The 22,530-nt window shown below is 73.7% G+C and carries 18 protein-coding genes and 1 pseudogene; 5 read left to right on the forward strand and 14 right to left on the reverse strand.

The window, feature by feature from the left end; genetic code table 11:
- Positions 1-96: 96 nt before the first annotated feature.
- Positions 97-1,338 carry a phosphoribosylamine--glycine ligase gene (gene purD / locus ACIRPK_RS29640; RefSeq protein ID WP_403043958.1) on the reverse strand — a complete coding sequence of 414 codons (1,242 nt, stop codon included), beginning with the start codon at positions 1,336-1,338 and terminating at the stop codon, positions 97-99.
- Positions 1,339-1,809: 471 nt separating this feature from the next.
- Between purD and ACIRPK_RS29645 the strand changes: the two genes are divergently transcribed.
- On the forward strand, positions 1,810-2,595 hold the full coding sequence (locus ACIRPK_RS29645) for an SLATT domain-containing protein (protein ID WP_403043961.1): 786 nt from the start codon (positions 1,810-1,812) through the stop codon (positions 2,593-2,595).
- Between the two features lie 89 nt (positions 2,596-2,684).
- On the opposite strand, the gene ACIRPK_RS29650 is transcribed toward ACIRPK_RS29645, so the two are convergent.
- The 3 genes from ACIRPK_RS29650 to ACIRPK_RS29660 all read right to left on the reverse strand — a co-directional run bounded on the left by ACIRPK_RS29650 (position 2,685) and on the right by ACIRPK_RS29660 (position 5,235).
- On the reverse strand, positions 2,685-3,332 hold the full coding sequence (locus ACIRPK_RS29650) for a hypothetical protein (protein ID WP_403043963.1): 648 nt from the start codon (positions 3,330-3,332) through the stop codon (positions 2,685-2,687).
- Positions 3,333-3,377: 45 nt separating this feature from the next.
- Positions 3,378-4,265: a GntR family transcriptional regulator gene (locus tag ACIRPK_RS29655; protein WP_403043966.1), complete on the reverse strand. Its 888-nt coding sequence runs from the start codon at positions 4,263-4,265 to the stop codon at positions 3,378-3,380.
- A gap of 172 nt (positions 4,266-4,437) precedes the next feature.
- Positions 4,438-5,235: a carbon-nitrogen family hydrolase gene (locus ACIRPK_RS29660; RefSeq protein WP_403043968.1), complete on the reverse strand. Its 798-nt coding sequence runs from the start codon at positions 5,233-5,235 to the stop codon at positions 4,438-4,440.
- Between the two features lie 168 nt (positions 5,236-5,403).
- Between ACIRPK_RS29660 and ACIRPK_RS29665 the strand changes: the two genes are divergently transcribed.
- Positions 5,404-6,225, forward strand: a complete 822-nt coding sequence (locus tag ACIRPK_RS29665) for a maleylpyruvate isomerase family mycothiol-dependent enzyme (RefSeq protein ID WP_403043971.1) — start codon at positions 5,404-5,406, stop codon at positions 6,223-6,225.
- Positions 6,226-6,422: 197 nt separating this feature from the next.
- Here ACIRPK_RS29665 and ACIRPK_RS29670 read toward each other — a convergent pair whose 3' ends face one another.
- The 3 genes from ACIRPK_RS29670 to ACIRPK_RS29680 form a co-directional block, all read right to left on the reverse strand.
- Positions 6,423-7,745 carry a nitrate/nitrite transporter gene (locus tag ACIRPK_RS29670; RefSeq protein WP_403043973.1) on the reverse strand — a complete coding sequence of 441 codons (1,323 nt, stop codon included), beginning with the start codon at positions 7,743-7,745 and terminating at the stop codon, positions 6,423-6,425.
- Between the two features lie 73 nt (positions 7,746-7,818).
- The gene (locus tag ACIRPK_RS29675; RefSeq protein WP_403043976.1) at positions 7,819-9,057 is read right to left on the reverse strand and encodes a M64 family metallopeptidase; all 1,239 of its coding nucleotides are present in this window, start codon (positions 9,055-9,057) and stop codon (positions 7,819-7,821) included.
- A 155-nt stretch (positions 9,058-9,212) separates the two neighbouring features.
- Complete coding sequence (locus ACIRPK_RS29680) at positions 9,213-10,442, reverse strand: benzoate/H(+) symporter BenE family transporter (protein WP_403043979.1); 1,230 nt, start codon at positions 10,440-10,442, stop codon at positions 9,213-9,215.
- 186 nt (positions 10,443-10,628) lie between these two features.
- Between ACIRPK_RS29680 and ACIRPK_RS29685 the strand changes: the two genes are divergently transcribed.
- Complete coding sequence (locus tag ACIRPK_RS29685) at positions 10,629-11,546, forward strand: hypothetical protein (protein WP_403043982.1); 918 nt, start codon at positions 10,629-10,631, stop codon at positions 11,544-11,546.
- 58 nt (positions 11,547-11,604) lie between these two features.
- On the opposite strand, the gene ACIRPK_RS29690 is transcribed toward ACIRPK_RS29685, so the two are convergent.
- From ACIRPK_RS29690 to pdhA, 3 genes are read right to left on the reverse strand one after another with little or no spacing between them, the layout of a single operon-like run.
- On the reverse strand, positions 11,605-12,960 hold the full coding sequence (locus tag ACIRPK_RS29690; protein WP_403043985.1) for a dihydrolipoamide acetyltransferase family protein: 1,356 nt from the start codon (positions 12,958-12,960) through the stop codon (positions 11,605-11,607).
- 13 nt (positions 12,961-12,973) lie between these two features.
- The gene (locus tag ACIRPK_RS29695) at positions 12,974-13,948 is read right to left on the reverse strand and encodes an alpha-ketoacid dehydrogenase subunit beta (RefSeq protein ID WP_403043987.1); all 975 of its coding nucleotides are present in this window, start codon (positions 13,946-13,948) and stop codon (positions 12,974-12,976) included.
- Positions 13,948-15,114 (reverse strand): pyruvate dehydrogenase (acetyl-transferring) E1 component subunit alpha, encoded by a 1,167-nt coding sequence (pdhA, locus tag ACIRPK_RS29700; protein WP_403043989.1) that lies wholly within the window; start codon positions 15,112-15,114, stop codon positions 13,948-13,950. The genes ACIRPK_RS29695 and pdhA overlap by 1 nt, the downstream gene beginning before the upstream one ends.
- Before the next feature lie 361 nt (positions 15,115-15,475).
- Here pdhA and ACIRPK_RS29705 point away from each other — a divergent pair, with 361 nt between their 5' ends.
- On the forward strand, positions 15,476-16,135 hold the full coding sequence (locus ACIRPK_RS29705) for a response regulator (RefSeq protein ID WP_403043992.1): 660 nt from the start codon (positions 15,476-15,478) through the stop codon (positions 16,133-16,135).
- 59 nt (positions 16,136-16,194) lie between these two features.
- A complete protein-coding gene (locus ACIRPK_RS29710) occupies positions 16,195-17,274 on the forward strand; it encodes a phosphotransferase enzyme family protein (RefSeq protein WP_403043993.1) in 1,080 nt (359 codons plus the stop codon).
- A 285-nt stretch (positions 17,275-17,559) separates the two neighbouring features.
- Here the strand turns inward: ACIRPK_RS29710 and ACIRPK_RS29715 are convergent, their stop codons facing one another.
- The 4 genes and pseudogenes from ACIRPK_RS29715 to ACIRPK_RS29730 form a co-directional block, all read right to left on the reverse strand.
- The gene (locus ACIRPK_RS29715) at positions 17,560-19,254 is read right to left on the reverse strand and encodes a protein kinase (RefSeq protein WP_403043996.1); all 1,695 of its coding nucleotides are present in this window, start codon (positions 19,252-19,254) and stop codon (positions 17,560-17,562) included.
- Between the two features lie 156 nt (positions 19,255-19,410).
- Positions 19,411-20,748, reverse strand: a pseudogene (locus tag ACIRPK_RS29720) (protein kinase); the annotation flags it as partial.
- A 190-nt stretch (positions 20,749-20,938) separates the two neighbouring features.
- Positions 20,939-21,526 carry a bacterial proteasome activator family protein gene (locus tag ACIRPK_RS29725; RefSeq protein WP_403043999.1) on the reverse strand — a complete coding sequence of 196 codons (588 nt, stop codon included), beginning with the start codon at positions 21,524-21,526 and terminating at the stop codon, positions 20,939-20,941.
- Between the two features lie 97 nt (positions 21,527-21,623).
- Positions 21,624-22,526: a hypothetical protein gene (locus ACIRPK_RS29730; RefSeq protein ID WP_403044001.1), complete on the reverse strand. Its 903-nt coding sequence runs from the start codon at positions 22,524-22,526 to the stop codon at positions 21,624-21,626.
- Positions 22,527-22,530: the final 4 nt, after the last annotated feature.

The raw sequence follows: 22,530 nt of genomic DNA on the forward strand, positions 1-22,530 counted from the left end.
GCCGCCGACCGGTGTGGCGACTGGTGTCCGAGAACGCCGGAGGGCGCTGCGGCCGGTGGGATGACCCCGGTCGCAGCGCCCTCGGTGGACGGTCGGCTACTGAGCCGCCTTCAGCGCGATGTCGGTGCGGTGCTGCCCGCCCTTGAGCGAGATCCGGGCGACCCCCCGGTAGGCCAGCTCACGGGCCTCGGCCAGGTCGGCCCCGGCCGCGGTGACCGAGAGCACCCGGCCACCGGCGCTGAGCACCTCGCCGGCCGGACCGGCCGCCGTCCCGGCGTGCAGCACGTACGCGCCCTCGGCCTCGACCGCGTCCAGGCCGTCGATCGGGTCACCGGTGCGCGGGGCGGCCGGGTAGCCCTCGGAGGCGATCACCACGGTGACCGCGGCGCCCTCGTCCCAGCGCAGCGGCTCCAGGGTGTCGAGGGTGCCCTCGGCGGCGGCCAGCAGCACGCCGGCCAGCGGGGTGCGCAGCCGGGCCAGCACCACCTGGGTCTCCGGGTCGCCGAAGCGCGCGTTGAACTCGATCACCCGGGTGCCGCGCGAGGTGAGCGCCAGACCGGCGTAGAGCAGGCCGGAGAACGGGGTGCCCCGGTGCCGCAGCTCGTCCACGGTCGGCTGCAGGACGGTCTCCAGGACCTCCTGCACCAGGCCCTCGGGCGCCCACGGCAGCGGCGAGTACGCGCCCATGCCGCCGGTGTTCGGGCCCTGGTCGCCGTCCAGCGCGCGCTTGAAGTCCTGCGCCGGCACCAGCGGCAGCACGGTGACGCCGTCGGTGATCGCGAACAGCGAGACCTCGGGACCGTCCAGGTACTCCTCGATCACCACCCGGTCGCAGGAGACCGCGTGCGCCAGCGCCTCGGCGCGGTCGGCGGTGACCACCACGCCCTTGCCGGCCGCCAGGCCGTCGTCCTTCACCACGTACGGGGCGCCGAAGGCGTCCAGCGCCTCGGCCGCCTCGGCCTCGGTGGTGCAGACGTAGGAGCGGGCGGTGGGCACGCCGGCGCCGGCCATCACGTCCTTGGCGAAGGCCTTGGAGCCCTCCAGCTGGGCGGCCTCCCCGGACGGACCGAAGACCGGGATGCCGACCGCCCGGACGGCGTCGGAGACTCCCGCGACCAGCGGGGCCTCCGGGCCGACCACGACCAGGTCGGAGCCGAGCCGCCGGGCCAGCGCGGCCACGGCCGCACCGTCCAGCTGGTCGACCGGGTGGACCGTCGCCACCTGTGCGATCCCGGCGTTGCCCGGGGCACAGTGCAGCTCGGTGACGGCGGGATCTTGGGACAGAGAGCGGCACAGGGCGTGTTCGCGGGCGCCGCCGCCGATGACGAGGACCTTCACGCCTTGAAGGGTAGTCGGTGGCCGGATCGGGTCGGTCGCAGGGCCCGTCGGAACCTCCAACCGGAGCCGTGGACGGGCCCCCGGAGTTGGAGGAAGCTCCATTCCCGCCCCGGGGCCGGACCACCCGGAGCGGCCGGGTCACGGCGACAGGACCGGACGGGCTCGCTCGGAAGGGTGAAATCTCACCGACCGCCGCAACTCTCCCACCTCGGCTTGATGGGGTGAAATCCGATAACGATCGCTGCCGAAGCGGCCCCATGGTCAGCCATTTGGCGGTAAGAAGTGCTGTTGGACGAGCACCGGCCGTCACCGTTGCACGACACCATGGGCGACCCACAACCGCTCGCGGTGCCGACCGTCCGACGAAGTGTCACATCTGGCCGGTGTCCGGAACACTGACCGCTCGACGCACCGTCAGGCCCGGTACCCGCCAGGGCCTCAGCAGTCCGCCCGCCACAGGGAGCCCCACAGGTGAGCCAGCCGGAAATGCAGCCCGAGGAGAGCCCCTGGGGCAAGGAGGTCGGTGAGGAGGACCAGCCCGTCGCGGCCTCCACCGCCCGGACCCCCACCCGCCGCCGCACCGATCTGAGTGCCCGCCAGTTCCCGCTCGGGGACTGGGGAGAGCCGGCCGAGCGTCTTGAGGAGCTGTACCGCTGGTCCGAGGAGCGGGCCGTCGAGGCGATCGACTGGTACCGCCGGGACCGGGTCTGGAAACGCCGCTGGGCCAGGCTGCTGCGGTTCGGCGCGGCCGGGTTCGCGGTGGGCGGGGCGGTCGACCCGCTGCTCGCGCTCAGTGGCGTCTCCTGGGCCTCGCCGAGCTGGGGCTACGTCGGCCTGGCGCTCTCCGCCGCCTGCCTCGGGGTGGACCGGGCGTTCGGCCAGACCTCGGGCTGGATGCGGGACGTCAGCACCGCCCAGGCACTGCAGCGCCGACTGGAGGCGTTCCAGTTCGACTGGGCCTCGGAGTGCGTGCGCGAGGTGCTCGGCCCGACCGAGGGCACCGCGGGCGAGGCGGCCGAGCGCTGCCTCGGCGTGCTGCGCCGGTTCTGCGAGGACGTCTCGGACGTGGTCAGGGGCGAGACCTCGGAGTGGATGCTGGAGTTCCGCGCCACCATGACCCAGCTGCCCACCCAGTCCCCCGGCCCGTGGGGCGGCCGGACCGAGAACGGGGCCGGCGCCCAGGTCCGGATCCTGCCGCCGCCGGGCGCCCGGCCGACCATGCCGCGCCAGCGGCCGCCGGAGGGCCCGCTGCGCTGACCGCACACTGCGCGGGCGCCCGGTCGGGCGTCCGCGCAGAAACGATGCACCAGTCCGGCAACGGGCTCGGGCGCCCCCGCCCCGCCGGTTCAGGCGAAGACGATCATCGAACCCTGGGTGACGCTCCGGGTGGCCGCCGCGTACAGCCCCGCCCAGGCGTGCCGCTCCCGGGCGAACGGGTGCTGGTCGTCGATCGGCGGCTCGAAGGTCTGCTCCAGGTCAGTGGGCGCCAACGGCCGGGTCGGGGCCGGCGGGTTCAGCGGGTCGAGGCCCAACACCGGCGCCACCGCCTGGAGTTCGCGCAGCAGCCCGTACGAGGAGCCGAGCGGGCCGCCCGAGGCCAGCAGCTCGTCCGCGACCAGCGGGAGCTGGAAGTCGATCGGCACGTACGCCCCGGCGTGGTCGAAGTGCCAGACCAGGTGGGACTGTTCGGCGGTCGACTCGAACATCTCCAGCAGCTGCTCGTAGTCGCCGCCGAGCGCGTCCACCGGCTCGATCGCGAAGCCGGTCAGGCCCAGCAGGTAGGCCCGCCGCAGGAAGTGCAGCGAGTCGTAGTCGAAGGCGGCGATCGGCTCCACCGAGCCGCTGAGCTCCGGCGAGTACCGGTACACCGGGACCTCCGGCAGACCGTGCGCGACCAGGGCCGCGTTGTAGCGGACGAGGTCGTCCCGGAACGGGTTCTCGGGGCTGTGCGTCAGGACGTCCACCAGCGGGACGAGCCAGAGGTCGCAGGCCATGGGCCGGCTCTTCCTCTCAGAGGGCGGACACGGGAAGAGCCCACCCTACTGCGCCACCGGCTCCTCGGTACCTGCCCCGGCCCGGGGCTGTCGCGGACGGCCGAAACGGCCCGGCGGGACGGCCCTGGGCAGCGGCACCAGACCGAGCCCGACCTCGCCCGCCGCGGCGGCCGGCGCCGTCGGCTGCGGCGCCGCCACCGGCTCGCGGAGCAGCGGGAGCACCGCCACCGAGTCCAGCGGCCGACCGGTCAGCCGGGCCAGCAGCTCGACGGTGAACAGGTTGTACTCGTTCACCACCTGGTGCGCCCCCGGGATGTCCCGGGCCTCGATCCGGTCCACCAGCTCCGGGTGCCGGTCCCAGCAGACCCCTTCGAGCGCACCGGCGGACCGCAGGTGCGGAGCGGCGAACATCCAGGACTGCACCCGCAGCCAGCCCAGGTAACCGGAGACCCGGGAGTTGTCGAGCAGCGCCCCGGCCTCGTGCCAGAACCGCAGGTCGCAGCCGACCAGCACGTCCAGCTGACCGGACCGGGAGGCCCGCTGGGCCGCCTCGGCCCGGCGGCGCAGCGAGGGCAGCCGCCGCCAGTCGTAGCCGCTGGCCCGGGAGCCGAGCCGGCGGAGGGCGCTGTCCGTCAGCATGGTGCGGGCCTCGAAGATCTCCACGAAGTCCGACCAGTCGAACTCCGGGACGGTGAAGCCCCGGTGGTGCTCGGCCCGGAGCAGGCCCTGGGCCGCCAGGTCGACCAGGGCCTCCCGCGCCGGGGTGGCGGAGACGCCGTACAGCTCGGCGATCTCCTTGACGGTGAAGTTGCGGCCGGCCGCCAGGCGGCCCGCCATCATCTCCTCGCGCAGCGCGGCGGCGATCTGCTCGCGCAGGCTGTTGCGCTGGATCGCCGGGCGGCCGTCGCCGGGGGGAGCCGTGGGGCTGGACATCCGGGCGGCAGCCTCCTCTCCGGGCTCGGCACTGCACGGCGGCCGGTCCGGCAGGAACACGACCAGGGCTCATCTTCTCAAATGCGCCCACCTGGTGCGCAAGAGCCCTATCAGTGTCCATACCCGGACATGCGCCCGGCCACCGGGGCGGCCCGGTGCGGCACCGCCCGGCTCAGCGCTGGACGGGGGCCGGGATGCCGAGCAGCCGGTCCCGGTGCACCGGGAACTCGGAGCGGGCCTTGGCCGCCCCCGCCGGGTCGAAGTCCACGGTCAGCACCTGTTCGCCCGCCCCGGCCTCGGCCAGCACCTTGCCCCACGGGTCGACCACGATGCTGTGCCCGGCCTGCTCGACCCCGCCGTGCGTGCCGGCGGTGTTGCAGGCCAGCACGTACGCCTGCTCCTCCACCGCCCGGGCCCGGGCCAGCAGGGTCCAGTGCTCGCGCCGCCGCTCCGGCCAGGCGGCCGGGATCAGCAGCAGCTCGGCCCCGGCGTCCAGCAGGGCCCGGAACAGCTCCGGGAAGCGCAGGTCGTAACAGGTGGCCAGGCCGATGGTGCCCAGCTCGGTGGTGGTGGCCACGATCTCCTGCCCGGCCCCCATCGCGATCGCCTCGCCGCTGTCGAAACCGAAGCGGTGGATCTTGCGATAGGTGGTGGTCAGCTCCCCGTCCGGGGCGAACAGCAGGGAGGTGTTGTAGATCGGGCCGTCCGGATCGCGTTCGACGATCGAACCGGCATGCAGCCACACCCCGGCGGCCCTGGCGGCGGCCGACATCGCCTCGGCGGTCGGCCCGTCCAGCGGCTCCGCGCCGTCCGACCAGGCGTCGTAGGCGAAGCCGCCGAGCGGCCACAACTCGGGCAGCACCACCAGGTCGGCGCCCTCCTGGGCACGGACCAACGCGGCTACCCTGGCCCGCCGTTCGGCGGGCGGTTCGACGTCCGAGACGTCGATTTGGATCAATGAAGCGCGCACACTACCACCGTCCATGAGACCAGTCCTACGATCGTCACCCGAAAGCACTGCCCGGCTGTCACCCGGCAGCGTAACGTGCGGTTAGCGCCGCCGCCCGGAAGCCGGAACACCCGGGTTCGCGCTCCAGGGCGGCACAGTACGGAAGCTGACGGAGGGCCGGAGAATCCCGTGACGGAGAACCAGACCGTGCAGGCTTGCATCGACGCGTGGACGCAGTCCATCGAGGCGATAGCCGAGTTGCTGGCCCCGCTGCCCACCGACGCCTGGAACCGCGCCACCGAATGCCCCGGCTGGTCGGTCCGCGACGTCGTCTCGCACATCATCGCGCTGGAGTCCGAACTGCTCGGCGACCCGCGCCCGATCCACTCCCTGCCGCGCGACCTCCGGCACGTCACCGACGAGTTCGCCCGCTACATGGAGCTCCCGGTCGACAAGCGGCGCTGCCACACCGCGCCCGAGATGACCGGCGAGCTGGAGTACACCGTCATCCGCCGCTCGCGGGCGCTGCGCACCTCCAAGCACGAGCCGGACGACCTGGTCCGCTGGCCGGCCGGCCCGCTCTCCCGGGACGTGCCGTACACCGAGCTGCTCCGGCTGCGCACCTTCGACGTCTGGGTGCACGAGCAGGACCTCCGCCGGGCGCTCGGTGTCCCCGGCAACCTGGACTCCCCCGCCGCCCTGATCTCCCGCGACGTCCTGCTGGCCGGCCTCCCCAAGGTGCTCCGCAAGGCCGTCGGCGCCCCGCCCGGCACCACCCTCGCCCTGGACGTCTCCGGCCCGGTCGAGTTCCTCCGCACCGTCCGGGTCGGCGACGACGGCCGGGCCACCGCCGACGAGACCGTCAGCCTCGCCCCCGACGTCCGCCTCACCCTCGACTGGGAGACCTACCTCCGCCTCGCCTGCGGCCGCGGCCGCCCCGGCCCGGTCACCGTCGACGGCGACCAGGACCTCGGCGCCCGCATCCTGGCCCACTTCGCGGTCACCCCCTGACGGCGCGTCACGCCCCGTTCGGAGCCACCCGCCTGGCAGGAGATGCTCATCCTCGGTTCCGCTGAGGGTGAGCACGTCTCCGCGGGCCGGAAACCCCTAGGGCCTGTCGCCGAACTCCCGCCTGCCCCGCGACGCCTGGCACGCACTCTCGCCGCAGGCCCGCCCTCCGGGCGACGACGGGAGTTCGACGACAGGCCCTAGGCCAGCCGCCGCAGCCGCAGGATCATCCCGGTCCCGACCCCCAGCGGCACGAACAGCCAGCACAGCGCCCACCGGTACGCCTCCGCCGAGTGCGCCCCGTCCGCCCCCGCCAGGGTGTCGAGCAGCAGGCCGACCCCGAAGAGGGTGATCACCGTGCCGATGAAGCCGCCCATGTTGGCGATGCCGGAGGCCGTGCCCAGGCGTTCGGGCGGGTTGTGGGCGCGGGCGTAGTCGAGGCCGACCAGTGAGGCGGGGCCGTTGGTACCCATCACCACCAGCAGGACGAGCAGCAGCCAGAGCGGCGGGTGCGCCCCCGGCCAGGCGAGCACCACGGCCCAGCTGACCGCCGTGGCGGCGATCACGGTCAGGGTGATCGGCATCCGGGCCCGGGCCGACCGGGAGAGCAGTCGTCCGAGCAGCAGCGCGCAGACCATGTTGCTGCCGACCAGGACGGTGAGCAGGCCGCCCGCCTCGCCCCGGGTCATGCCCTGACCCTCCACCAGGTAGGGCATCCCCCAGAGCAGTCCGAACGCCGCGCCGGGGAACGCCGTGGTGAAGTGCACCCACATGCCGAGCCGGGTGCCCGGCTCGCCCCAGGCGTCGCGGATCTGCGAACGGACCGCGAGCCGCCGCCCGGCCGCCGGGACCACCGCGACGCCCGCCGGGGCCTCCCGGAGCAGCAGCGCGACCAGGGCGAAGACCCCCACCCCGAGCAGGGCGACGAAGGCGAAGCTGGCCGTCCAGCCCTCGCGGTGCAGGGCCTGGGCGAGCACCACCGTGGTGATCAGGTTGCCGCCCATCCCGGCCAGGCCGGTGAGTTGGGCGACCAGCGGGTTCTTCGCGGCGGGGAACCAGCGCGCGGAGATCCGCAGCACGCTGATGAAGGTCATCGCGTCCCCGCAGCCGAGCACCGCCCGGGAGACCAGCGCAGGGCCGAACGAGGTGGAGAAGGCGAAGGCGAGCTGACCCAGGCTCAGCAGCAGGATGCCGGTGAGCAGCACCCGGCGCGGCCCGAACCGGTCCACCAGCAGCCCGACGGGTATCTGCATCGCCGCGTAGACCAGCACCTGGAGCACCGCGAAGGTGGAGAGCGCGGAGGCCCCGATGCCGAACCGTTCGACGGCGTCGATCCCGGCCACGCCGAGGCTGGTGCGGTGGATCACCGCCAGGACGTAGACGCTGACCCCGATCCACCAGGCGAACCAGGCCGCCCGGCCGCCCGGCGGCGAGACCGGCAGCGCGGTGGTCGGCAGGGGTGACCGCTGACCGGGGACGGCTCGGAGGGCGGCGGGGCTGGCGGTCTCGGGGTCCACGGTCACGTCGAACAGACTATGCAGCGCGTCAACCACGGCCGGCCCGGGACGGGCAACGATCCGGGCACGAAGGGCCGTTTCAGCCCCTGAGCAGCCAGCTCACCGTGCGGGTCATCCGCTGCTCGCGGAACGCCTCGTCGCGGACCCAGTCGGTGTCGTCCCGGACGGTCGCGGTGACCGTGACGGTCCGCCCGGGCGGGACGGCCAGCCCCGCCGTGTCCAGCCAGCCCCGGTCCTCGGCCGGGCTGTCCACCACCCGGCCGTCCACCCGCCACTCCACCGCGAGCCGGCGCGCCCCGGTCAGCGGCAGCGGCCGCACCGCCAGCCGGGGCCGTCCGGTCACCTCGCCGGCCGCCGGGACCGGCGGGTCGGTCGGGCCGACCCGCTGGTAGATCTGCTTGATGATGGCCTCCCTGGAGGGCAGGTTGTAGCTGCCGCCGAGGGTGCGCATGACCGAGTCGGCGGTCGGCCGGTAGACCCCGTTGGCGCTCCGGTACGCGCCGATCACGCCGCCGCCGTCGGGCGACTCGGTGCCCAGCCAGCGCCACCACTTCTGCCGGTCCCGGCGCATCCCCTCGGCGTCCTGGGTGGACAGGTTGGGGTAGTCGGCGTCGGCCGGTGCGCTGTCGTACTCGTCGCCCAGGTCGCCGACGGTGTGCCCTATCTCGTGCTGGATGATCCGTCCGGCGTCCGGGTTGCCGCCCGCCAGCGTGGTCACCCCGGTGCCGCCCGCGCCGCCGTACTCCTTGGAGTTGGCCAGCGCGATCAGGTACTGGGGCCCCTCGCCCTCCCCGGCGTACCGGGCGGTGGCGGTCTCGTCGGCGCAGAGCAGCCGGGCGGTGCCCTCGCACCAGAAGTGCATGCCGAGCGGCGAGCCGGGGCGGCGGCCGGACTGGTCGCCGTCGGCGATCCCGGCCGCGGGGGAGATCACCTCGACCCGCCTTATGTTGAAGAAGCCCTGGTAGCTGCGGAACGGCTCGATCTCCATCAGCGACTGCCAGGCCAGGTCGGACTGCTGCCGGAACAGCTCCTGCTGCTCGGCGGTGTAGCCGTCGCCGAGCAGCACCAGGGTGATCCGGTTGGCGGGCGCCCCGGTCCGCCGTATGTCGACGGTCGGGGCGGCCCCGTCCGGCCGCAGCCCGGCCTGCCGCAGGACGTGCGGCGGCAGGGCCAGCTCGGGGGCCGGGGACGGGGCGCCGATCACGTCGTACGGCGGCGGGGAAGCCACCTCCAGCGCGGCGGGCAGGACGGCCGCGGCCAGCAGGACGGCGGCGGCCAGACCGCGGAGCAGACGACGGCCAGGAGTGCCAGAAGGCATACGGGTTCGTCCTCGCTGCTCCGGTCACCCGGCGGGGGCTCGGGTGGGGGGTCGCGAAGACGTACCCGGTCCGGCCGCCCCCGCAGTCCCCCCGTGCGCCAAGTTCCCCGGACCGGTGCAGCCGGTCGGCCGACCGGCCCAGCCCCGGTTGCGGGTCAGCCCCGGCGGGACCGCCCGGCCTGCAGCACCAGGTGCGTCGCGACACCGAACAGCAGCCCCCAGAACGCCGAGCCGATGCCGTACAGGGTCATCCCCGAGGCGGTGGCCAGGAAGGTCACCACCGCGCCGTCCCGGCCGTGCTCGTCGGCCGTCGCACCGGTCAGGCTGCCCTGGAAGGAGGCCAGCAGGGCGGTGCCCGCGACCACCGCGACCAGCGCGGTGGGCAGGCCGGTGAAGAGGCTGACCAGCACCCCGGCGAAGCTGCCGATCAGGATGTACAGCACGCCGGTGGACATCCCGGCGACGTACCGGCGGCGCGGGTCGGGGTGGCTCTCCGGGCTGGTGCAGATCGCGGCGGTGATCGCGGCCAGGTTGACCCCCGGCGAACCGAACGGGGCCAGCAGCACCGAGAGCCCGCCGGTCGCGCCGATCAGCAGCCGGTCGTCCGGCTGGTAGCCGGAGGCCCGCATCACGCCGAGACCAGGCGCGTTCTGCGAGGCCAGCGCGACGATGGTGAGCGGCAGCGCGAGCCCGACCGTGGCGGCCCAGCTGAACTGCGGCACCGTCAGCTCCGGCCGGACCGGACCGCCGGCCCCGAACTCGAACGACAGTCCGACCGTGACGGCCGCCAGCAGACCACCCGTCAGCAGGGCCACCGGCACGGCGTACCTGGGCACGAACCTGCGGGCGGCCAGGAAGGCCGCGAAGCTGCCCAGGACCAGCACCGGAGCGGCCTTCAACGAGGTGAAGATCCCGGCCCCGAACGAGAACAGGATGCCCGCCAGCATCGCGTTCACGATCCCCACCGGGATCGCCCGGATCAGCCGCCCGAACAGCCCGGTCACCCCGAACAGCGCCACCAGCACGCTGCTCACCAGGAACGCCCCGACCGCCTCCCGGTACGGGTACTCCCCCAGGCTGGTCACCAGCAGCGCCGCCCCCGGGGTGGACCACGCCGCGATCACCGGGGTCCTGGTCCACCAGCTCAGCAGCAGGCAGCTCAGCCCGCTGCCGATCGACACCGCCCAGATCCACGAGGCGGTCTGCCCCGGGTCCAGGTGCCCCGCCTCGGCCGCCGCCAGCACCACCACCAACGGCCCCGAGAACGACACCGCCACACACACCAGCCCGGCCAGCAGGGCCGGCCCCGACACATCCCTGCGCAGCGACGGCCGAGGCTCGGTGGTGCCCTGCGGTGCCGCTGTCGTCCCCCGTGTTCCAGTCACCCCGGCAGTATCCCGGAGGGTGCCCGAACAGTGCTCGAAAAAGATTCCTGAACTCACCTGCAACCCCCGGGCGGGATGCACGTCTTAACGGTTGAAGGCACGGAGAGCAGGGTCCGGCGGAAGTCGGGCAGGCGGCGCCCCTTCACCAACTCATCGTCAGTTTCAGCTCCTTGGGGGAGACGCGCCATGCGCACGCCCGTTATCAACCGTTTCGCGAAGATCGTCCCGCTCGTCGCCGTCGCCACCCTCACCGCCGGGCTGACCGTCCTCCCCGCCTCGACCGCCTGGGCCTGCGGCGACGAGCCCGCCCCGGGAGCAGAGCCCGTCCCGGCCGCAACCGACACGTGGGAGAAGCACGCCACCGATCCGGTCGCCACGTTCGTCCCGGGTGGTCCCGACAAGATCACCGTGGGCGGCCCGAAGGTGGAGTTCAGCGTCGAGCTGTACAACGGAACCGGCGAGGACTACCGGCGCGTCGCGCCGGGCCTCGGGCTCTGGAACCCGCAGTCCGGCGATCCCTCCAACCACCTGCCGAACGTCAACCTCCGCCCCGAGGACATCACCGTCGAGGTCATGGTCGACGGTGGCTGGAAGAACCTCACGCTCCAGCACAGCTGCGACCCGGCCCTCTACACCGACATCGAGGTGGCCAGGGGACCGCTCGCGGACGGCCACGCCAAGCGCTTCCTCTTCCGGCTCGGCCTGAAGAGCAGCACCCCGGTCGAGCAGACGTCCCTTGAGATCTACTCCGCCTTCACTCTCAAGCCCACCTCCCTGACCATGGTCCGCCCGCCCGCGACCCCCAAGCCGACCACCCCGAAGGCCACCCCCGCGACCCCCAAGCCGACCACCCCGAAAGCCACCCCCGCGAGCGCCACCCCGTCTGCCCCGGTCGCCGCCCCCGCCGCCGTGCCCGCCGCCGCCAAGGACGCTCCCGCCGCGACGCCGACCCCCGCTGCCGTGGCCGCCGCCCCCGTCGCCGAGCTGGCCGAGACCGGCAGCACCACCCCCAACACCTTCCTGCTCGCCTCCGCCGCCGCCATGGTCGCGCTCGGCACCGGCGTGCTGCTGATGGTGCGTCGGACCCGTCGCACCCGGGGCTGAAACGCCGGATGGGCCCTGCTCCCGAGGGAGCAGGGCCCATCCGTGTGCCGAAGGGGCGTCAGCCCCAGGTGATCAGGCGCTTCGGGCGCTCCAGGACGGCGGCCGTGTCGGCCAGCACCTTGGACCCCAGCTCGCCGTCGACCAGCCGGTGGTCGAAGGAGAGCGCCAAGGTGGTGACCAGCCGGGGCACCACCTTGCCCTTGTGCACCCACGGCAGCTCCCGGACCGCGCCGAAGGCCAGGATGGCGGCCTCGCCGGGGTTGAGGATCGGGGTGCCGGTGTCGACGCCGAAGACGCCGACGTTGGTGATCGTCACGGTGCCGCCGGACAGATCGGCCGGCGAGGTCTTGCCCTGCCGCGCGACGTCGGTCAACTCACCGAGGGCGAGCGCCAGTTGCGGCAGGGTCTTGGACCCGGCGTCCTTGATGTTGGGCACCAGCAGACCGCGCGGGGTGGCCGCCGCGATCCCCAGGTTGACCTGGCCCTTGAGCACGATCTCCTGGTTCGCCTCGTCCCAGGCGGCGTTGATCTCGGGGTGCCGCCGGATCGCGGTGAGCAGCGCCCGGGCGACCAGCAGCAGCGGGCTGACCCGGACGCCCTCGCCCAGTTCACCGCTCGCCTTGAGCTCCCGGACCAGCTTCATGGTCCGGGTGACGTCGACCTGGATGAACTCGGTGACGTGCGGCGCGGTGAACGCCGATGCGACCATCGCCTGCGCGGTGGCCTTCCGGACGCCCTTGACCGGCACCCGGACGTCACCGGCACCGACCGGCAGCGGGGTCGCGGCCACCACGGCCTCGACCACCGGCGCGGGGGCCGGGGCGACCGCGGCGTGCACGTCCTCCCGGGTGATCACACCGTCCGGGCCGGTCGGGGTGACCGTCCGCAGGTCGATGCCCAGGTCCTTGGCCAGCTTGCGCACCGGCGGCTTGGCCAACGGCCGCTCCGCCGAGGCGGGTTCGGGCTGCACGGGGATCACCACGACCGGCACCGGAGCTGCGGCGGCCACCGGGGCCTTCCGGGCCCGGCGCTGGGCGCCACCCGTCCGCGGGCCGTACCCGACCAGCACCTCGCGGCGCTCGGGCACCGCGGCGTCCGGCGCCTCGGCGGCCGGCGCGGCCGCCGGGGCGGCGGCGGGAGCGGGCTCGGCGGCCCCCTCCCCCACCGCGATCGCGATGATCGCGGTGCCGACGTCCACCGTCGAGCCGGCCGGGAAGAACAGCGTCTCGACGACCCCGTTGAACGGGATCGGCAGCTCGACCGCCGCCTTCGCGGTCTCCACCTCGCAGACCACCTGACCGTCCGTCACCACGTCGCCGGGCTTGACGTACCAGGTCAGGATCTCGGCCTCGGTCAGACCCTCGCCGACGTCCGGCATCTTGAACTCGCGGAGCGAGCGCACTTCAGTGGTCATGTCGCTCCTCTTCTCAGAACGCCAGGGCGCGGTCGACGGCGTCGAGCACCCGGTCCAGGTCGGGCAGGTAGGACTCCTCCACCCGGGACGGCGGGTACGGGGCGTGGTAGCCGCCGACCCGGAGCACCGGGGCCTCCAGGTGGTAGAAGCAGCGCTCGGTGATCCGGGCCGCGAGCTCGGCGCCCAGGCCCATGAAGACCGGCGCCTCGTGCACCACGATCGCCCGGCCGGTGCGCTTCACCGACTCCTCGACGGTGGCGAAGTCGATCGGCGAGATCGACCGCAGGTCGACCACCTCGAGCCGGCGGCCGTCCTCCTCGGCCGCCGCGGCGGCCTCCTGGCAGACCTTCACCATCGGCCCGTACGCGATCAGCGTGGCGTCGGCACCGGGCCTGACCACCCGCGCGGCGTGCAGCCCGAGGTCGGCCGCGTCGCCGACCTCGCTCTTGTCCCAGTAGCGGCGCTTCGGCTCCAGGAAGATCACCGGGTCGTCCGAGGCGATCGCCTGCCGGAGCATCCAGTGCGCGTCGTGCGCGTTGGAGGGGGTGACCACCCGCAGGCCGGCCGTGTGGGCGAAGTACGCCTCGTGCGACTCGCTGTGGTGCTCGACCGCGCCGATGCCGCCGGCGAACGGGATCCGGATGGTGACCGGCATCTTGACGTGCCCGAGGGCCCGCGCGTGCATCTTGGCCAGCTGGGAGACGATCTGGTCGAAGGCCGGGTAGACGAAGCCGTCGAACTGGATCTCCACCACCGGGCGGTAGCCGCGCAGCGCCAGGCCGATCGCGGTGCCGACGATGCCGGACTCGGCGAGCGGGGTGTCGATCACCCGGTCCTCGCCGAAGTCCTTCTGCAGGCCGTCGGTGATCCGGAAGACGCCGCCGAGCTTCCCGATGTCCTCGCCCATCAGCAAGGTCTTCGGGTCGTTCTCCAGCGACTTGCGCAGCGCCTCGTTGAGCGCCTTGGCGATGCTGAGCTGACCTGCCATCAGTGGTTCTCCCCGCCCTCGAAGGAGGCGGCGTACGCCTCGTACTCGGCCCGCTCCTCGTCCACCAGCGTGTGCGGCTCGGCGTAGACGTGGTCGAAGATCAGCGTCGGGTCCGGGTCGGGCATGTTCCGGACGCCCTCGCGGACCCGCAGGCCGAGCTGCTCGCTCTCCGCCTCGACCCCGGCGAAGAACGCCTCGTCGGCCAGGCCCTCCGCGTCCAGGTACGCCTTCAGCCGGGAGATCGGGTCCTTGACCTTCCAGGACTCGGTCTCCTCGGTGGCCCGGTAGCGGGTCGGGTCGTCCGAGGTGGTGTGCGCGCCCATCCGGTAGGTGAACGCCTCCACCAGCACCGGGCCCTGGCCGCTGCGGGCGTGGTCCAGCGCCCAGCGGGTCACCGCGAGGCAGGCCAGCACGTCGTTGCCGTCCACCCGGACACCGGGGAAGCCGAAGCCGGAGGCGCGGCGGTAGAGCGGGATCCGGGTCTGGTTGGTGGTGGGCTCGGAGATCGCCCACTGGTTGTTCTGGCAGAAGAAGACCACCGGCGCGTTGTAGACCGAGGCGAAGGTGAACGCCTCGCTCACGTCGCCCTGGCTGGAGGCGCCGTCACCGAAGTACGCGATCACCGCGTCGTCGACGCCGTCCTTGGTGATGCCCATCGCGTAGCCGGTGGCGTGCAGGGTCTGCGCGCCGATCACGATGGTGTAGAGGTGGAAGTTCTTCTCGTTCGGGTCCCAGCCGCCGTGGTTCACGCCGCGGAACATGCCGAGCAGGTTCAGCGGGTCGACGTCGCGGCACCAGGCCACGCCGTGCTCCCGGTAGGTCGGGAAGGCGTAGTCCCCGGTGCGCATCGCCCGTCCGGAACCGACCTGGGCCGCCTCCTGGCCGAGCAGCGAGGCCCACAGGCCGAGCTCGCCCTGGCGCTGCAGCGAGGTCGCCTCGGCGTCGAAGCGCCGGACCAGCACCAGGTCCCGGTAGAGCGAGCGGAGCTCCTCCGGCGTGGTGGTCAACGGGAAGTCCGGGTGCTCGACCCGGACGCCTTCCGGCGTGAGCAGCTGGACCAGCTCGGGCTGGGCGTCCGGCCGGCTCTCCGAAGACCCCGGCGAGAGGGTGTCAGGGACGGCGGGGGCAGCCTTCTTGCGCGCCCTCGTCGTGCTTTTGACGGTCACGTTCACTCCTCGGTCTGTCCGGCCGCCCGGGGTCGCCGGTGACCGGTCCGGTCACCGCCTCGCAGGAGCGCGTGGGTATGCGCACCGACTGCTCAGCAGGTGGTGTTCCTTTTCCGACGGCGTCCCTCACGAGAACGTTACCCAGCGCAGCCCCTTGGCGCTTCTGCGCTAGGACGTCCTAGTTGTTCGGGTTTCGTGAGCGCCGCGGGTGTGGCGCGGCTCTCATTTCGTGGCCGTCAGGACACCTGCGCACGCTATCCGGGCAGCAGTCTCCGCGTAAGGGGGTAACGGGCATCAATTTCCGGCCGCCGGTCGGCACGGAGGATAGGTCTTCTGTCCGTATACATGGGAGCATTTGGCCGTGACTGGAAACGGACAAATCAGGGTATTCCTGCTCGATGATCATGAGGTCGTCCGACGGGGCGTGCACGAGCTGCTCTCGATCGAGGACGACATCGAGGTGGTCGGCGAGGCCGGCACCGCCGCCGAGGCGCTCACCCGGATCCCGGCCGTGCGACCGGACGTGGCCGTGCTCGACGTCCGGCTGCCGGACGGCAACGGGGTCGAGGTCTGCCGCGAGGTGCGCTCCCAGCACCCCGAGATCAAGTGCCTGATGCTCACCTCCTTCTCGGACGACGAGGCGCTCTTCGACGCCATCATGGCCGGGGCCTCCGGGTACGTCCTGAAGGCGATCCGGGGCACCGACCTGCTCTCGGCCGTCCGCGACGTGGCGGCGGGCAAGTCCCTGCTCGACCCGATCGCCACCAGCCGGGTGCTCGCCCGGCTCCGCGACGGGGGCGAGAAGGAGGACGAACGGCTCGCCCAGTTGACGAAGCAGGAGCGCCGGATCCTCGACCTGATCGGCGAGGGGATGACCAACCGGCAGATCGGCAACGAGCTCCACCTGGCCGAGAAGACCGTGAAGAACTACGTCTCCAGCCTGCTCGCCAAGATGGGCATGGAGCGCCGGACCCAGGCCGCCGCGTACGTCGCGCGGCACCAGGCGGACCACCACCACTGAGATCAGATCGCCGACGCCGTGTCAAGTACCCCTGCGGGCAAGCACTACGCTCAGGGCACGTGACCCACGGCACCTCCTTCGCGTGCGCACCGGCCCGCCCGGACACCAGCGCACCCCCCATCGGCACGCTCAGTCCCCCGGTGCAGGACCGCACCCTGGCCGGGGTGCTGCGCACGTACCGGCTCACCCGGTTCAGCGCCATACCGGTCGCCGAGGGGCTGCTCAACCGGGGGTACCGGGTGGAGACCGGAGCCGGCCGGTTCTTCCTCAAGTGCTACGTCGACCAGGCCACCGCCACCCGCCCCGTCGTGGCCGCCCAGCACCGCGCGACCACCGCGCTGGCAGCGCTCGGGCTGCCGGTCGCGTCCCCGGTCCGGACCAGGGACGGCCGCACCTGCACCAGCCGGGAGGGCCGCCTGTTCGCGCTCTTCCCCTGGGTCGAGGGCGACCACCGGCACGGCACCGAGCTCGACCTCCGGGAGGGCGGCGACCTCGGTGCCCTGCTCGGCCGTCTGCACAGCGCCCTGGCCCGGGTCTGCGCCCCCGTCCGGCAGCCGGCCGGCCACCGGTCCGCCGATCCCGAGGAGACCGCCCGGCTGGTCGGCCGCCTCCGCGACCGGGCCGTCGCCGCCGGGCCCGCCCCCTTCGACACCCTCGCCGTACGACGGCTCACCGAACGGCTCGACCTGCTCGACACCCACCGCCACCGCCGCCCCGCCCCACAGGCCGCCCCGCCCACCGGCTGGACCCACGGCGACTTCCACAGCCTCAACCTGCTCCACCGGCAGGGCCGGGTGACCGCCGTCCTGGACTGGGACAAACTCGGCCTCCGCCCACAGGCCGAGGAGGCCGTCCGGGCCGCCACCCTGCTCTTCGACGACCGCACCACCGGCGTCCTCGACCTCAACCGGGTCCGCCGCTGGTCCCGCGCCTACCGCGCGACCGGCGCCGCCACCGCAGCCGACCTGGCGGCCGCCGCCCACCGGGTCTGGTGGGAACGCCTCAACGACCTCTGGATGCTCCAGTGGCACTACCAACGCGCCGACCACCGCGCCGACCCGCTCTTCCCCGCCTCGGCCGCCCAACTCACCTGGTGGTGCCAGGAGTACGAACAGGTCCTGGACGCCCTGACCAACTGACCTCACGGGCGACGCCGGCCTTTCGGCAGATGCCCAGCCCGCTACGGAGCCAGGAGCTCGGGGCTCTGCTGAGGTGCGGCTCCGCCGCGCGGGCGACGCCGACTTTTTGCAGGTGCTCAGCCAGCTACGGTCCAGGGGCTCGGGGAACTGCGACGCCAGCCCTTGCAAGGTGATCCCTGCGTGGGCGGTCAGGCACTTTCGCAGTGACCCGAACGCCAGATCTCCTCGCAGCCCCGAGCCCCTGGGCAGTGCAACTGAACGCCCTGCAAAAAGCCGAGCGCCTGCCTAGGAGTTCAGCTGGTTCGGCTCCGCCGCCGGAGGGCTGCTCGCCGGCGGGGTGGGGGTCGGCGTGGGCGTCGGAGTCGGGGTGGGCGTCGGGGTCGGCGACGACGACTTCGACGGGCTCGGCGACGGCGTCGGGGTGGGTGTCGGGGTCGGAGTGGGCGTCGGAGTCGGCGTCGGCGTGGGGGTCGGCGTCGGGGTCGGCGACGGGGTCCTGCTGGTGTTCTTGGAGGCCGACGGGCTCGGGGTGTCCGCCGACGGGCTGGGCGTGACCGGGGCGGAGTCCGAGGTCGCCGGGCTGACCGGCGTGCCGGTGCCGTGGTTGCCGTTCAGCGCCAGCCCGATGCCGACGCCTGCGGCGCCGAGCACCAGCAGCACCCCGGCCACCACCGGCCAGGGGTTCCGTCGCCGCTTCGGTTCGTCGTCCGCTGACCCGTCGTCACCGCCCCCGCCCACGGCGGGATACGGCGCCGAGGGCGTCCTGAACGGTGAGCCCACCGGGTAGCCGAGCACGGCCGTCGGGTCGGTGGACGCCCCGACCCCACCGAGCGGCTCGGTGATCGCGGTGCCCCCGCTCGGGACTCCCTCGTAGCCGGGGTAGCCCCCGGTGTTCCCGGACCCGGCCGCCGCCAGCCCGGCCGCCGCGGCGGCCGCGGCTGCGGCACCCGCCGCGTACCCGGCCCCCGCCGCACCGTGCATCTCGCGCAGGGCGTGCTGCAGGTGCGCCCGGAACTCGTCCGCGCTCTGGAACCGGTCGTCCGGGTCCTTCGCCAGCGAGCGCAGCACCAGCGCGTCCAGCTCGACCGGCACCCGGTCGTTGGCCTGCGAGGGCGGCACCGGCGCGTCCTGGACGTGCTGGTAGACCACCGAGAGCGGGGTGTCGCCGGTGAACGGCGGTCGCAGCGCCAGCAGTTCGTACAGCATGCAGCCGGCCGCGTACAGGTCGGAGCGGTGGTCGACCGCCTTGCCGAGCGCCTGCTCGGGCGAGAGGTACTGCGGGGTGCCCATCACCATGCCGGTCTGGGTCATCGTGCTGGCCGCGCCGGTGAGCGCGCGGGCGATCCCGAAGTCCATCACCTTGACCGCGCCGCCGGTCGTGATGATCACGTTGGCGGGCTTGATGTCGCGGTGCACGATGCCGTGCCGGTGGCTGTAGGCGAGCGCCTCCAGCACCCCGGCGATGATGATCAGCGCCTGGTCGACCGGCGGCGCCTCCTCGTCCACCAGCAGTTCGCGGACGGTGCGGCCCTCGACCAGCTCCATCACGATGTACGGCGTGGACTCGCCGTTCTCGATCTCCTCGCCGGTGTCGTAGACCGCGACGATCGAGTGATGGTTGAGCGAGGCGACCGAGTGCGCCTCGCGGGTGAACCGGAGCCGGGCGGTCTCGTCCTGGGCGAGTTCGGTACGGAGCAGCTTGACCGCCACCGTCCGGGCCAGCCGGACGTCCTGGGCCGCGAACACCTCGGCCATCCCGCCCCGGCCGAGCCGGTGGGTCAGCCGGTAGCGGCCCTCGCCGACGGTGCCGAGCGGTGCGGCGGTGCCCCGGCCGGGGGTCGCCGGGCCGGCGCCGCCGCCGGCGGGCAGGACAGCCGTCTCCGCCGTCTCGGCGGCGCTGGGCGTGGGGGTGGCCGCCGGCACCTCGGGCGTCTCGGGGGTCTCGTCCGCGCCGTGGCCCGGCTGCTGTGTCTGTGCCATCACTCCTCGCCCCGGGCCGTTCGCCCTGTCAGTTGCGTCCTTGGAACGCTACCGCTTCGGCGGGTCCGGCGTGCCGTGGCGGAGCCGGTACGACGGTCAGATCGGCCGGTCCGGAAGGTACTGGCTCGAAGCCGCCGACCCACCGGTACCGTACGTGTCCTGCTCCCGCTGCTTCTCCTGCTTGGCCGCCACGATCGCGACGATCACGCAGGCCAGCAGGATCACCCCGATGATCACCCCGACCACCACCAACGCGGTCGAGCAGCCGTTGCCCTTGGCCGGCTGCGGGGCGAACCGCGGTGCGGCGTACGGCTGCTGGGGATACTGCGGCTGAGCCACCGGGTACCCCTGCTGCTGCGGGAACGGCCCCGGCGTGTGCGGCCCCGGGTACGGCTGGGCGAACACCGGCGGCGGGGTCTGCGGCCCGTACGGCGGCGGAGTGGACGGCTGGTAGGGCTGGTGCACCTGCGGGGCGGGCCCGCGCAGGTCGCCGCCGACCTGCGGGAAGCCGGTCAGCGAACCCCCGACCGCGGCCGCGCCGCCGGCCGACACCGAGCGCGGACCCTCGCCGATCACCAGCGGGGTGACCGTGCGCAGCGGCGTCCCGGCGTCCGGCGCCCCGGCCGCGATCCGCTCCAGCTCGGCCCGCATCGCCTCGGCGGTGGGGAACCGGTGCCCCGGGTCCTTGCGCAGCGCGCGGGCCACCAGGGCGTCCACCCCGGGGCGGACCGCCGGGTTCAGCCCGGACGGCGAGGGCGGCTCCTCCTGCACGTGCTTGTACGCGATCGAGAAGGGCGAGTCGCCGTCGAACGGCAGCTGCCCGGTGAGCAGCTCGAACAGCATGCAGCCGACCGAGTAGAGGTCCGAGCGGGCGTCCACGCTCTTGCCGAGCGCCTGCTCCGGCGAGAGGTACTGCGGGGTGCCGACCACCATGCCGGTCTGGGTCATCGAGGTCACCCCGGACTGCAGGGCGCGGGCGATGCCGAAGTCCATCACCTTCACGGTGCCCTTGGCGCTGACCATCACGTTGCCCGGCTTGATGTCCCGGTGCACCAGGCCCTGGTCGTGCGAGGCCTCCAGTGCGGACAGCACCGCACCGGTGATCTTCAGCGCCTGGTCGGCGGGCATCGCGCCGTGCCGGGCGATCGCCTCGTTCAGCACGTCGCGCAGGGACTCGCCCTCGACGTACTCCATCACGATGTAGGGGGTGGTCGCACCGTCCGGGCCGACGTCCTCGCCACTGTCGAAGACCGAGACGATGTTGGTGTGCTGGAGCCTGGCGACCGCCTGCGCCTCCCGGCGGAACCGCTCCCGGAACGCCTGCTCCCGGCCCAGCTCGGTGTGCAGGGTCTTCACCGCCACCTTGCGGTCCAGCACGGTGTCGTGCGCCAGGTGGACGGAGGCCATCCCACCCTGGCCGAGCAGGTGCCGCAGCACGTACCGGCCGCCCGCCAGCGAGTGGCCCCCGACCGTGCTGCCGTCCTCGCCGCTCATGCTCTCCTGCTTCCCCCTCCGGCTGCGGAGGTGTCCCGGCTGCGCAGCCGTCCGGTTCCCGAACCGGACCGACCCCGGCCGCCGGCCCGCAGGGGCCCGGCGACAGGGGTCAGGGTATCGGCTCGGTCCGCCGCCACCGGGTGCCGGGGCGGGGCCGTGTCCGAGCTGGAACGAAGTCCGCGCAGCAGCTCTACAGGTACGGCCCCGAACGGATGCCGCGCCCCTCGGCCGGCTCGTCGAACTCCGGTTCGGCACCGTGGCTGCCGGGCGGCAGCGCGCGCCGCATCTGCTCCAACTGGGCCCGGGCGGCCATCTGCTGGGCGAACAGCGCGGTCTGGATGCCGTGGAACAGGCCCTCCAGCCAACCGACCAGCTGGGCCTGGGCGATCCGCAGCTCGGCCTCGGTCGGGATGGTGTCCTCGGTGAACGGCAGCGAGAGCCGCTCCAGCTCCTCCACCAGCTCCGGCGCCAGGCCGAGCTCCAGCTCCTTGATCGAGCTGGCGTGGATGTCCTTCAGTCGGGCCCGGCTCGGGGCGTCGAGGGGGGCCATCCGGACCTCCTCCAGCAGCTGCTTGATCATGCTGCCGATCCGCATGACCTTGGCGGGCTGCTCGACCATCTCGGTCACCGGCAGCTCGCGCGGCTCCATCGCCTCGCCCTCGCCGATCCGGCCGAAGCCGGATCCGGGGACCGCCCCGATCGGCATCCCGTCCGGGCCCACGACCAGCACCTTCGGGGCGTCCTCCGACTGCGACCGTTCGTTCATCGGCTTAGTCATAGCTCCTTCATATGCTTCACGCGGGGAGAGGGTCAACTCGTCGCCCATCATGCCGGGTACCGGGCCGCCCGCGCCGGTCATCCGCGCTGACCCGGTGTCAGCGGCGGCGCAGCCGCAGGCCGACCAGCCCCAGGCCGCAGCCGATCATCGCCAGTCCGGCGCCGAGCGGCAGTTGCAGGTTGGAGGCGTCGGTCCAGCGCAGCGGGGCGGTGAACCCGGTCGCCATCCGGACGGCCGTGGCCGGCCGGTGGTCGGCCGCCTCGACGGTCCCGGCCTCGGCGGCCGGCTCGGTCGGGTCCGCCCGGTCACCCGCCTCGGCCGCCGGAGCAGCCGGCCCGGCGGGGAGGACGGGAGCGGCCGGGGCGACCCGCGCGGCCGACGGGGCGGCGAACTGCTCGACGGCGGGGGCCGCCGGAGCGGGCGGCTGGAGCACGGGCTCCTGGTGCGGCCGGGCCGGCGCCACCGGCGGCGCGGGCACCGCCGGAGCGGCGGCGGCCACCGGGGTCGGCTCGGCCACCGGGCTCGGCAGCGGCGTCGGCTCCGCCGCAGGCGTCGGGGTGGGCGTCGGCAGCGGGCTCGGCTCGGCGGACGGGCCGGCCGACGGACCCGCACTGGGCACGACGGACGGCGTCGGGGCGGCCGTCGGCGCCACCGACGGTACGGGCGAGGGGTCGACCGCCCGCGACGGCTCGGGGCGCTCGGGCCGCTCGGGCCGCTCGGGGTTCGCCGGGACGGTCCGCACCGGGGTCGTCCCCGGGCGGACCGGCAACTGGACGGTCGGCAGGGCGGGCAGCTGGGGCAGCACCGGAAGCTCGGGTATCACCACCGAGGGCATGGACGGCAGCACCACCACCTGCGGCGGGCCGACCGGCTCCCGCTGGTCCGCCAGGGCGACCGGCCCGGCCAGCAGCAGCGGGACCGTCACCCCGGCCAGCACGGCGGTACGCCACCGCACCACCGGACCAGGACGTGCTGAGAACGCGAACGGAAGTGCGGCCACGGAG

It is taken from the genome of Kitasatospora sp. NPDC101801, from assembly GCF_044766665.1.
In the GTDB taxonomy this organism is placed as follows: domain Bacteria; phylum Actinomycetota; class Actinomycetes; order Streptomycetales; family Streptomycetaceae; genus Kitasatospora.

Bases quoted from the DNA above. Each gene is read 5' to 3' on its own strand.
- ACIRPK_RS29650 (WP_403043963.1), bottom strand. From the start codon at position 3,332: ATGGCCTGCGACCTCTGGCTCGTCCCGCTGGTGGACGTCCTGACGCAC.
- ACIRPK_RS29655 (WP_403043966.1), bottom strand. From the start codon at position 4,265: ATGTCCAGCCCCACGGCTCCCCCCGGCGACGGCCGCCCGGCGATCCAG.
- ACIRPK_RS29675 (WP_403043976.1), bottom strand. From the start codon at position 9,057: ATGCCTTCTGGCACTCCTGGCCGTCGTCTGCTCCGCGGTCTGGCCGCC.
- ACIRPK_RS29685 (WP_403043982.1), top strand. From the start codon at position 10,629: ATGCGCACGCCCGTTATCAACCGTTTCGCGAAGATCGTCCCGCTCGTC.
- ACIRPK_RS29690 (WP_403043985.1), bottom strand. From the start codon at position 12,960: ATGACCACTGAAGTGCGCTCGCTCCGCGAGTTCAAGATGCCGGACGTC.
- ACIRPK_RS29695 (WP_403043987.1), bottom strand. From the start codon at position 13,948: ATGGCAGGTCAGCTCAGCATCGCCAAGGCGCTCAACGAGGCGCTGCGC.
- ACIRPK_RS29715 (WP_403043996.1), bottom strand. From the start codon at position 19,254: ATGGCACAGACACAGCAGCCGGGCCACGGCGCGGACGAGACCCCCGAG.
- ACIRPK_RS29725 (WP_403043999.1), bottom strand. From the start codon at position 21,526: ATGACTAAGCCGATGAACGAACGGTCGCAGTCGGAGGACGCCCCGAAG.